Origin of the sequence: Pseudoduganella lutea, from assembly GCF_004209755.1 — a bacterium.
GTDB lineage: Bacteria > Pseudomonadota > Gammaproteobacteria > Burkholderiales > Burkholderiaceae_D > Rugamonas > Rugamonas lutea.
The window spans coordinates 6865030-6875948 of sequence record NZ_CP035913.1; the positions used below are offsets into that span (position 1 = coordinate 6865030).

Genomic DNA, 10919 nt, shown 5'->3' on the forward strand with positions numbered 1-10919 from the left:
CTATGCAAGGCGATTTCTCGGTATTGAACTTCGATCCCCACCAGCACGAGCGCGGCGTGGACGAACCGGCCGATGGCGTGCTGCGCAATCTCAGCGGCGTGCTGCACCAGCAGGGCCGCGTGATGTCCGACGCGGACCTGACGGAAGGCGAACTGCTGGAACTGGGCTGGAACGGCCAGGCCGGTCGCGACATCATCGGCGCCGGCATCTGCGCGGTGCCGGCCACGCAACCGCAAGGCTTCAGCGTGGAATCGGCTGTCGTCAGCGGCGGCAACGTGCTGGTATCCCTTTTGCCGGGCCATGCGTGGGCCGACGGCATCCTGACCCGGCTGGCCGGCGAGGCGGCCGATCCGGCGGCACCGGTGCAGCGCCTGGCCAGCTATTTCGGCCCGCCGCTGACCACGCCGCTGCCCACGCCCGCGTCGATCGACGACGGCGTGCGCGATGCGGTGATCCTGGAGGTGTCGGAAGAGTCCATCCATGGCTTCCAGTATCCGCAGCGGCTGATCGAGCCGGCGCTGGGCGGGCCGGACACGTCGGAACGCTCGTTCGTGAATTTTCGCATCCGGCTGCTGCGCCTGGCGCCCGGCGAGGATTGCCTGTCGATCCGCGGCCGGCTGGCGGACGACCCGGCATCGAAAGGCCGGCTGACGGCTTCGCTGGCCCCGGCGGTGGCCAGCGCCGGCGATTGCCCGGTGGTGGGGGGCGGCGGCTACACGGGCTTCGAGCACAACCTGTATCGCATCGAAGTGGCCGACGTACCGCCCGCCACATCGGCCCGCTTCAAGTGGAGCCAGTGGAACGGCGGCCTGGTGGGCCGCGGCAGGTTCGAGACGGGCACCAACCCCGATCGCATCATCCTCGACGCGGGCCGCGCCCCGATCGTGCATTCCGGGCTGACCGAGTTTTACCTGGAAGCGCTGGAATACGATGAACTGATCGGCGCCTGGCAGGTCGTCTATGGCACCCTTGCCACGCTGAACACGGACCACGACCTGGAGCTGGCCGCGCCAGCCACCTTCGGCACCTTGCCGGCCACCACGGAACCGGTGTTCATCCGGCTGTGGAACGGCATCGCCAACATCGCCGATTTCCCCGACGTGGCCAACCCGGCCGAGCTGCGCGACGGTATCCGGCTCGCGTTCGACGCGCCGGCGGCCGGCAATTACCGGCCCGGCGACTACTGGACATTCACGGTGCGCGCCGGCGAGATCGCCAACCCGCAGGTGCTGGTCGACGACGCGCCGCCCACGGGCATCGTCTACCACCGCGTTCCGCTGGCCGAATTGAACTGGACGGGCCCGCGCAACAACTTCCTGCCCGTCATCGAGGACTGCCGCCACCCCTTCGGCGCGCTGACGCGCAAGACCTGCTGCACCTTCCTGATCGGCGACGGCGTGCGCACCTTCGGCGACTTCAATTCGCTGGAGGTGGCCGCCATGCACCTGCCGGCGGCCGGCGGCGAATTGTGCCTGCTGCCCGGCCTGCACCGCGCCAACCTGCGCCTGGAGGGCCGCCGCGACATCACGATCCACGGCTGCTCGCGCCGCACGGCGATCCTGCCGCGCACGGAAACACGGTTCCAGCCGATCTTCCACTTCGTCGACTGCAGCGGCATCCGCGTGCATACCGTCGACCTGCTGACCCTGGACGGTATCGATATCCTCGTCGACGCCAGCCGCGATGTGCGGATCGACGCCACGCGCATGCTGGGCCGGCTGCACTGCATCCGCGCCAATGCCTCGGCCGGGCTCCACATCGACAACAACCGCCTGCACCTGCTCGACACCGCCGATGGCCTGACGACGATCTCGCTGGAAGCGGACGACAGCCTCGTCGAGCGCAACACGCTGGTGCTGCTGCCGTTTACCGACAGGCCCGACCGGCCCGACGGTCCCGACGACGATCCAACCCGCGACCCCGCGGATCCATGCGCCAGGCCGGAGATGCTGTACCGCCAACCCCACCTGGTGCTGGCGTATGCCCAGGCGGCATGGACCTACGTGCTCGCGCTGCTGGTGCTGCGCCAGCCTTACCGGGCGCTGGGCGGCATCCACCTGCGGGTCGGCTGCGAGCGGGTGCGGCTGCTGGAGAACGAGATCACCGGCGGTGCCGGCGATGGCATCGTGCTGGGCGGCGACCTCGATCCGCCGCCCCCGCCAAACCCGGAACCGGTGCCTGACGACGATCCGCCGGTCGCCGTCGATGCGGGCGAGCGCGGCCAGTTCCGCGGCCTGGTGCAGGATGAAGCCGGGACGGCGCTGGCTGGCGTCGCCGTGTATGTGGGATCAACCGTCGACGAAGCCCACCTGGCTCCGAGCGATACGAACGGTCGGCTCGGCATCGCGACGAAGCCGGGCCCGAACCTGCTGGCTGTCGCGCCATCTTTCCGCATCGTCCGGGTGACCCCGGTGACTGAACGGAATGGCGTCCTGCACGTGATCGTGGTCGCACCGCGACAGCAGGACCGCGCGGCACCGGCCCGCTTCCTGCACGAGATCACCATCGAAGCCAACAAGGTCACGCTGATGGGCTTGTCCGGCATCGGCTTCGCGCTGCGCGCAGGGGCCAGGCTGGCGACACGCGGCGAAGCGGCGCCGGCGGGAACGCCGAAGGAGAACCTGCTGGCCCAGGTCGACGCGGCCCTGTTCAATCTCGCGCTGGCGCCGCTGCTGCGTGCCACCCATCCGGTGCGCGACCTGGTGATCCTGAATAACCGCTTGTACCGCAACCTGCGCAACCCTTTCACGGACGCGATGCTGGAGCAGGCCCAGGAAATCGGTCGCGGCGGCATTTCGCTGGCGATCGTCGATTCGCTGTTCATCGCGGGCAACCATGTCACCGAAAACGGTGCCAGCGCGGCCGATCCGGCCTGCGGCGTGTTCGTCGGCTGGGGCAACGACGTGGAAATCACCGACAACACGCTGACCGCCAACGGCGCCACCACCGCCGGCTTCGAGGACAACCGCCGCGCCGGGCTGCGCGGCGGCATCTACGTGCGCTTCGCGGGAGCGCTCAGCGAAAGACTGTCCGCCTCCAGCGGCCGCAAGCCGGCGCTGCGCGTGCACGACAACCGTGTCGACCAGCCAGCCGGGCGGGCCCTGACGGCGTTCGCGTTCGGTCCCGTGTCGGTCGCCAATAACCACTTCAGCAGCGAGTTCACGGGGCGCTTCGGCTTCATCGACGCGGCGTTCGGCTGCGTGCTGATCGTCAACCTGGGCGGCATCCACCGGCTGATCGCCCGGCTGCTGGGCGACCGGCTCGACAACCCGGACAGCTACAGCGTGCAGGCGGAACGGGCGCTGCCCGGCGGAGAAACGCTTTATGACGACAATTTCGCCCGGCTCGATACCGTCAACCGCTCGCTGATGTCACAGGCCATCCTTTGCATGGATGACGTGAGCTATGCCAGCAACACCAGTTCCGTGATGCGGCGCGAACCCTTCTTCTGCAATACGGTGCTGATCGGCGATACGGTGCGCGCCACAGGCGGGCGCCTGCGCGAGGAGGCGGTACGCACGCTGTCGATGCTGAGCCTGGGATTGCGGGGCAACATGACGGCGTTGAACCAGGCCGACCATTGCATCTTCGCCTTCCCGCCCAGGACCGGCCCGCACGTGCCACAGACGGTCGACGCGCCGAACCACATATTCGACCCCTCCTTCTGCCGCAATGCCACCGGTGGCCAGACCACGGTGGGCACGTTCGCTGCGCCGGCGCTGGCGTCGCATGCCGGTCAACTGGGCGGCACGATCGAGGCCGATGCCTTGCAGGAGCGGGAACTGGCGCCGCTGGCCCGGCGTTATACGGTGGAGTCGGTCACCCATGTCGCCACCACGCAGGCGGCGCTGACGCGCGCCTACCAGGCCGAGACGCTGCACCTGGAGGGCAAGCTGGGCGCCGACCACCCGAAGGTGCTGGAGGTGAAGGCGCAGACCGAGGCATCGATGACGACGCTGCGGGTGCTGGCCATCTCGTCGGCCGCCGTGTCGCCACAGGCACCGCCGGACGGCAAGGGCTCGTCGCTGGGCGGCCAGCTGGTGGATGCCGCGGGCCAGGGCCAGGCCGGCCATGTCATCGAACTGGCCGACGCCAACGGCGCAAAGGCGGCAAACGTCGGCGCTACCGATGGCAACGGCAACTTCGCCACCACCTTCGATGGCGAGGAAACCGCCCGGCTGGAGCAACTCGGCAAGCTGCTGCCGCGCGTGCTGGACGCCACGGGCAAGGTGGTGTTGACGGGCCAGGACAGCGTCGTGCTATCTCCCGGCGCGGATGTGCGCATCACGCTAGTGCTGCCCCGGCAGCCCGGGCGTACGCCGCTGGCCAAACTGAAGCTCGACGCCGCCCTGGAACAGCAACTGCGCAAGGGTGGCATTGACGACGTGGAGGAAATCCTGGAAACCGACAAGGACGTGCTGGCCGAGCTGGCGGGTGGCGTGGACGCGGCGGAACAGCTGATCGCGCTGGCGCGGCGGGTACTGGGCTGACGCCCACGTACGACCCAGCACGTTTGAAGCGCATGCATCCACCCCAACGGCGAAAGGCTGGGGTCTGACCCGCCGGGGTGAAGCAGGGGTTTCGCGAAGCATGCTTCGCGCCTGCATAACGGTCCTGGCATGCATGCCAGGACTCCCTCCTGACCCCGGAATTTGCACTTGGGGTGGGCGCATCTCAGCGGCGTTCCCAACAGGCGCCCTTACCGCCAGCAGCGGAACAGCCAGTAGCTTTCGTCGTGCGCCTGCCGGTCGATCAGCTCGGCCGGTGCGGTACCGGCCAGCTTGCGGCATTCGCGGCCGAGATGGGGCTGGTCGGAAAAGTCATTGGCATCGGCCAGGGTGGCCCAGTGCAGCGTGCCCTGCGCGGCGGCCTCGCGGGCGTCCAGCAGCGCGGTTTCCAGGCGCTGAGCCCGGCGCAGCGCCCGCAGCGACTGGCCGGTGGCGCGCCGGATCCTGCGTTCGGCCTGGCGTTCGCATAGCCGGTCGAATCCTGCTGCTTCGCGTAACCGGCGCAGCCAGGGAAGTCCCGGTGCCGCCGCGACTTCGCCGGTCGCAGCCACGAATGCCGACAGGCAGGCGACCCGTGCGCCGTCATCGCCGGCGGCGGCAACCTCGTCCAGGAGCGAGTGCCACGATGCCGGCAACACTTCGCGCGCGGGCAGGAGCCGGTCGGCCAGGCTGGCCGGCGCGAGGCTGGCCAGGCGCGCAAACGCGTCGGGAAAAAAGACCACGGTGAACGCGTGAATGCGCCCGGCACTGAAGGTACTCGCCGGCCGCGTGAACGGGCCGCCGACGACGACGGCGTCGAGCACGGGTGCGGCCGCCGACACACCGTCGTGGACCGTGCCCGACAAGAACCATGTGACGGTGCAGAACGGCTGCGCCGGAAAGCGGTTCAGGTGCGCAGTCGATCCGGGACCGGTGTCGCGCCGGATGTAGGCACGTACGGCAGCGCCCTGCGCGGGAACGGGCAACAGCACGCCGGTATCGGCATGTCGGAATCGTTCAAGACCGGGGTCTGGCGCCGTCATACGATGCCTCCGTCCTCATGAACGGAAACCACCCCATGCCCGACCGCGCCGCCCTCCAGGTACTCCACCGCTGCTCCGGCCTCGTGCTGGCCGCGTTCGTGTGCGTTCATCTCGTCAACCATGCGTTGCTGGCCGTTGATGCGGACAGCGCGTTTGCCTTCATGGACGTGTTCCGGCGCCTATACCGGCAGCCGCTGGTGGAAACGCTGCTGCTGGCCGCCGTGCTCGCGCAGATCGCGACGGGGCCCATGCTGGCCCGGTGTCGCCCCGCCCGTGCAGGCCGTGCCGGCATGCTTGCCGCGGCCAGCGGCTATTATCTGCTGTTTTTCCTGCTCGTGCATGTGACCGCGGTCCTGTGGGGCCGGCTGGGCCTCGGCCTGGACACCGATATCGGCTTCGCCGCGGCAGGCTTGCGGGCGTGGCCCGCCATCGCGTTCTTCGTGCCCTACTATTTCCTGGCGGTTGCCGCCGTCTGCGTTCATGCGGGACTTGGCATAGGCCGGCTCTTCGCCGTGCCGCCGCGCACCGTGGCCATGGTATCGGGCGCGGCGGGCGCTCTGGCCGGCACGGCGATCGTGGGCGGCATGCTGGCACTGCCCTAGCCGCAAAACGCATAAGCACGCACGTTAATCTTCGTGTTCAAGGAGGACGTTCGCTACTTATACTTTTTCCACACATGGCGGTGGTCGCCACATTTGGAAAACGCATAAGGAAATTCGGATGAAGCCGCACCTGCCCGGCGCCGATCGGACGCCGCATCGCCACGACAGCCTCTTGGGAACTTCATGAGCGCCGGCCCGCATCGCGCGGAGTACCTGGACGACGCCCACCGGCACGAGGTGGCGGCGGAGCGCGCGCGGCCGCTGTGGGTAGCCGAGTGGCCCACGTGGCTGCTGATCGCTGTGATCCACGGCGGCTGGCTGGCCACGCTGGCGTTCTGGCAGGCGCTCGGCGCGCCGCTCGCCACCGTGCTGATGATCTGGTGGTGCGCGTGGTACCTGTCGCTGCAGCACGAGCTGATCCACGGGCATCCAACCCGCTGGCCCGCCGTCAACCGACTCTTCGGCCAGGCCCCGCTGGCCGTCTGGTATCCGTACCGCCTGTACCGGGACAGCCACCTGGCCCATCACGTGGACGCCCACCTGACGGTGCCGGCGCTGGACACGGAAAGCTATTACGTGGCGCCCGCCGCCTGGGCCGGCATGAGCGCGCCGCTGCGCCGGCTGCACTGGTTCAACAAGACGTTTGCCGGGCGCCTGCTGGTGGGCCCGGCGATCTCGATCGTGACGATGCTTGCCGAAGCGGTGCGGCAACCGCTGCGGGGCGACTGGCGCTACGTGCCGATGTGGCTCGGCCACCTCGGCATGCTGGCCACCATGCTGTGGTGGGTCGACAGCCGGTTCGGCGTGGCGCCGCTGTATTATCTGCTGGCGATCGCCTATCCGGCGCAATCGCTGGCGATGGTGCGCTCGTATTATGAACACCGGCCCGTGGCGCAGCACAAGCAACGCATCGTGCTGAACGAAGCGGGCCCAGTGCTGCGGCTGCTGTTCCTGAACAATAACCTGCACCTGGTGCACCACGACCTGCCGTCGCTGCCGTGGTACCTGCTGCCGCGCGTGTACCGGGCGCGCCGTGCCGCGTACAACGCCCGCAGCGGCGGCTTCCACCTGCAGGGCTACGGCGCGCTGCTGCGCGAATATGCGCTGCGCCCGGTGGATGCGCCGGTGCACCCTCACCTGATGGAAGACGGACATGACGTGGCAAGCCATACTGCCCATGTATAACGTGTCACCCCGCCTGCGGCGCGGCTACAGTGAATTGCTGGCAGCGGTGCTGGCCGACGCGGGCGTCGGTGCAACGGTCGAACTGGTCGAGGAAACGGGCCCGCTGCTGGACTTCTGGCAGCAACCGGACCTGCTGCTGTCGCAGGCCTGCGGCTATCCGTGGCTCCACGCGCTGCGTGGCCACGCGACGCTGGTCGCAACGCCCGCCTTCGACGTTCCCGGCTGCGCCGGCAGCGACTACACCAGCGTGCTCATCGCGCGTGCCGGCAGCGGTATCCGCACGCTTGCCGATGCGCGCGGCCGCGTGGCAGCGGCCAACGAGCGGCATTCGAACAGCGGCATGAACGCGCTGCGCCATGCCGTGGCGCCGCTGGCCCGCGGCGGCAGCTTCTTCGACAACGTGAAATGGACAGGCAGCCATGCGGCCAGCGTCCGGCTGGTGCGTGCCGGCGCGGCCGATGTGGCGGCGATCGATTGCGTCACCTGGGCCTACCTGCGCCAGGAAGACCCGGCCGCCGCGGACGGCCTGACGGAACTGGGCTGCACGGCGGCGTCCCCGGGCCTGCCACTCATCGCCGGCAAGACCGTACCGGATGCGCTGTTGCAGCGCCTGCGCGCCGCACTGCTGGCGCCGGGCTCCCGGCTGCGAGCGGCGATGGAACCCTTGCGCATCCGGGCGTTCCACCATCGGGACGGGCGCGACTACGAGCGCATTGCGGAGCTGGAGCGACAGGCCGCGGCCCTTGGCTATGCCGTGTTGCGCTGAACGCGGCTCGGCGAGCATTTAGAGGACGTCTCAGAGGACGTTCTTCCCGGCCACCGACGCCATGATCTCGTCGTGGCGTTCCTCGTCGGTCTTGTGCAGGTAGGCGGCCGTGGTGGAAATGTTCGCGTGCCCGGCCGTTTCCTGCAACGTCTTCAGCTGCACGCCGTTGTTGGCGTGGTTGGTGAGCATGCTGTGGCGCAGCCAGTGCGTGGACGCCTGGCGCAACGTCGCGGCGGTATCGCTGTCGCCTTGCGCGGCGGCGGCCGACGCGGCGGCCAGGAACACCGCCTTCAGCGCTTCGGACGCCGCTTCGTCCGTGATGCGGTTCAAGCCTTTGCCGCGGCTCGACAGCACCAGTGGCGTCGTGTCGGTGCGGCCCGTCTGCGGCAGCAGACCGAACGCCACGCGGTAGCGGCGCAAGGCATCGAGCATGTCCGGCGGTACCGGCAGCCGCCGTGGCTTGCTGCCCTTGCCGATGACGTCGATCCACCAGCGCCCGTTGCCCTCGGTATAGATCGAGCCCATGCTCGCCCCGACGATCTCGTTCAGCCGCGCACCCGTGTGGGCATAGGCCACCAGGAGGAAGCGGTCGCGTTCGCGGCGGCGCAGCGCGGCCGGTGTTTCGGCCACGCGCGTCTCGACGGTGGCCAGTGCCAGGCGGATCGCATCCTGCGTGAGATAGCGGGTAATGCGGCTCGCCGCGGGAATCCTGACCTGCTTCACCATCGCTCCCGGGTCGCGCCGCAGGTAGCCGGTCTGCTCGGCGAATGCCAGCAAGCCTTTCACGGCAATCATGGCCTGGCGGCGGCTGGCGTCGGACAACGGCCCGGAGAACGGGCGGTAGCGCTCGTCGGTGCGCGGCCACTTGGTCGTGGAAACCCAGTCCGCCGGCGGCGCCTTGAGGAATTGCTTGTAGGCGTTCAGGTCGGCCACGCCGAGCTGGCGCAACGATTTGCCGGCTTCTTCGCGACACCAGGTCAAGAAACGGTACAGCTCCTTTTGTGTGTTCGCGATCGACTTCGGCCGCAGCTCGCCATGGCTGATGTATTCGCGGGCGATTTCGCTGTCGGTGCGCGCGTCCGTCATCGCATCGTCGGGAATGTCGCGCCATGCGTCAGGGTCGATATCGCGCCGGGCGAGGCCGCCGGCGCCGCGGTCGGTGAATGGTTGCAGGTCGAGCGGCGCGAATTTACTCATGAAGCGTAAAATACTGTTTGGATGAACAGTATTGTACAGTACCGCATACAGTACTTTTGCTCTCTTTTTAATCTCCCTTTCTGCTCCGTTTCCGCACCGCTTTTGCTACCCTTTGCGCTGTCACGCCCATTGCATGCATAAAACTACTCAGCGCTCACAGCGTTCCCATAGGCGGTCGATCTCGATCAAGGCTGCCACGTACTTGGCATAAGCAGATCCATAGCGCACTTGGCGCGGCCGTCCAGCGTCACTTACCCGTCGCGCCAGCAGTGCGCTTTGCAAATATATCCTTGAAGACCGGCATGGCAGAGAACACATTCGGCCAGCCTGCGTAGAAGGCCAGCTGGGTGAGCATCTCGGAAGCCTGCGTTTCGGTAAGGCCGCTATCCATTGCCCGGTTCAGGTGGTATGGGATCTGCGCCACCTGGCCGGAAGCGACAAGTGCACTGACAGTGACCATGCTCCGGTCGCGCGGCGCCAGGCCAGGGCGCAGCCAGAGGTCACGGAACAAGGCGTCGGTCGTGTACTGGACCACGCCCGGCGCGACCTTGCCGAAATTTTCATCGACCGACTTCGCACGCTTGTCGTCCGCTTGTTTATCAAGCGGCAGCGATTGCACTTTCGCCAAGGGTAACTGTTTGCTGGTGATCTTGCGTTCTGCAAAGACGGGCCTGGTTGCGCTGACGGCCGCCATGGCGTTTGGCCAGCCCGCATAGAAAGCCAGGTGCGTGATGATTTCCGAGATCTCTCCGGGCGTGACCCCGTTGTCGAGCGCCCGGTTCAGGTAAAACGGCAGTTCCAGAGGCTCGTTCCTGGCGATCAATACCGCGAGCGTGACAATGCTCCGGTCTCGTGGCGATAAGTCGGGACGAGCCCAGACGTCGCCGAGCAGCAGGCCTTGGGTATAGTTTTCGAGTGCGGGAGCAACCATTTGAATTTCCCTTGATGAGAGTGAGGGAGTGCTGGCTGGCTTGGACGCCTGTGCGGCTGCCTCGCCCAGCAACGCAAATATCGACAAGCCGCCTAGCGCGATGCCGTTTGCCCTTGCCCACATTGATGGGGCACGCTTACTTCCCGTATTGTTCATCGCTGACTCGCTCCATCCATTCGACATTCTTGCCATTGGCGCTCTCCTGAATGGCAATGTGTGTAACCGCGGTCGTTGGGGCGGCGCCATGCCAGTGCTTGACGCCAGGCGGGGTCCAGATGACGTCCCCCGGACGGATCTGCTCCACTACACCGCCCCATTGCTGTATCCGGCCCGCACCAGCGGTGACGACCAGTACCTGTCCCATCGGGTGCGTATGCCAGGCCGAACGTGCACCTGGTTCGAAGGTCACCGCACCGCCCGACACGGCGGACGGGGCGCGCACGCCGAACAGTGGATCAACGCGCACGCTGCCCGTGAAGTGCTGTGCGGGCCCTTTGGCCGACGCCTGGCTACCCGCGCGGGAGATGACCATTTGGGCCTGGTTGCCGTTCGCATCGACAGCAGCAGTGCCAACTGGTGTAGTTCCCGTGGTTCCGGTTTGAGCAAGCGCCGACGCACTCAGCGTGAGTGACATTACTGCTGCGGCAATCATTTTCATGTCCATCCTTTCAAGCCTCTGGCCCGACAATGCGTGTCGAGCCGATACGT

At 67.5% G+C, this 10919-nt stretch carries 8 protein-coding genes; 4 read left to right on the plus strand and 4 right to left on the minus strand.

What is annotated here, in order from left to right:
* The first annotated feature begins 2 nt into the window (after positions 1–2).
* Positions 3–4490, plus strand: coding sequence for a hypothetical protein (locus tag EWM63_RS29025; protein WP_130189620.1), 4488 nt, complete (start codon positions 3–5; stop codon positions 4488–4490).
* A gap of 209 nt (positions 4491–4699) precedes the next feature.
* Here EWM63_RS29025 and EWM63_RS29030 read toward each other — a convergent pair whose 3' ends face one another.
* The gene (locus tag EWM63_RS29030) at positions 4700–5530 is read right to left on the minus strand and encodes a helix-turn-helix domain-containing protein (protein ID WP_130189621.1); all 831 of its coding nucleotides are present in this window, start codon (positions 5528–5530) and stop codon (positions 4700–4702) included.
* Between the two features lie 35 nt (positions 5531–5565).
* Here EWM63_RS29030 and EWM63_RS29035 point away from each other — a divergent pair, with 35 nt between their 5' ends.
* The 3 genes from EWM63_RS29035 (at position 5566) to EWM63_RS29045 (ending at position 8083) form a co-directional block, all read left to right on the plus strand.
* Positions 5566–6132, plus strand: a complete 567-nt coding sequence (locus tag EWM63_RS29035) for a hypothetical protein (protein ID WP_130189622.1) — start codon at positions 5566–5568, stop codon at positions 6130–6132.
* Between the two features lie 183 nt (positions 6133–6315).
* On the plus strand, positions 6316–7317 hold the full coding sequence (locus EWM63_RS29040; protein WP_130189623.1) for a fatty acid desaturase: 1002 nt from the start codon (positions 6316–6318) through the stop codon (positions 7315–7317).
* Positions 7286–8083, plus strand: coding sequence for a phosphate/phosphite/phosphonate ABC transporter substrate-binding protein (locus EWM63_RS29045; RefSeq protein WP_130189624.1), 798 nt, complete (start codon positions 7286–7288; stop codon positions 8081–8083). The genes EWM63_RS29040 and EWM63_RS29045 overlap by 32 nt, the downstream gene beginning before the upstream one ends.
* Positions 8084–8113: 30 nt before the next feature.
* Here the strand turns inward: EWM63_RS29045 and EWM63_RS29050 are convergent, their stop codons facing one another.
* The 3 genes from EWM63_RS29050 to EWM63_RS29060 form a co-directional block, all read right to left on the minus strand.
* Positions 8114–9280 (minus strand): tyrosine-type recombinase/integrase, encoded by a 1167-nt coding sequence (locus tag EWM63_RS29050; RefSeq protein WP_130189625.1) that lies wholly within the window; start codon positions 9278–9280, stop codon positions 8114–8116.
* Between the two features lie 247 nt (positions 9281–9527).
* Positions 9528–10211 (minus strand): carboxymuconolactone decarboxylase family protein, encoded by a 684-nt coding sequence (locus tag EWM63_RS29055; RefSeq protein ID WP_229487566.1) that lies wholly within the window; start codon positions 10209–10211, stop codon positions 9528–9530.
* A gap of 136 nt (positions 10212–10347) precedes the next feature.
* Positions 10348–10869, minus strand: coding sequence for a (R)-mandelonitrile lyase (locus EWM63_RS29060; protein ID WP_165390985.1), 522 nt, complete (start codon positions 10867–10869; stop codon positions 10348–10350).
* Positions 10870–10919: the final 50 nt, after the last annotated feature.

Excerpts from the sequence above, each read along its gene's own strand:
- EWM63_RS29025 (WP_130189620.1), top strand. The coding sequence starts at position 3 with ATGCAAGGCGATTTCTCGGTATTGAACTTCGATCCCCACCAGCACGAG.
- EWM63_RS29030 (WP_130189621.1), bottom strand. The coding sequence starts at position 5,530 with ATGACGGCGCCAGACCCCGGTCTTGAACGATTCCGACATGCCGATACC.
- EWM63_RS29035 (WP_130189622.1), top strand. The coding sequence starts at position 5,566 with ATGCCCGACCGCGCCGCCCTCCAGGTACTCCACCGCTGCTCCGGCCTC.
- EWM63_RS29040 (WP_130189623.1), top strand. The coding sequence starts at position 6,316 with ATGAGCGCCGGCCCGCATCGCGCGGAGTACCTGGACGACGCCCACCGG.
- EWM63_RS29045 (WP_130189624.1), top strand. The coding sequence starts at position 7,286 with ATGACGTGGCAAGCCATACTGCCCATGTATAACGTGTCACCCCGCCTG.
- EWM63_RS29050 (WP_130189625.1), bottom strand. The coding sequence starts at position 9,280 with ATGAGTAAATTCGCGCCGCTCGACCTGCAACCATTCACCGACCGCGGC.
- EWM63_RS29055 (WP_229487566.1), bottom strand. The coding sequence starts at position 10,211 with ATGGTTGCTCCCGCACTCGAAAACTATACCCAAGGCCTGCTGCTCGGC.
- EWM63_RS29060 (WP_165390985.1), bottom strand. The coding sequence starts at position 10,869 with ATGAAAATGATTGCCGCAGCAGTAATGTCACTCACGCTGAGTGCGTCG.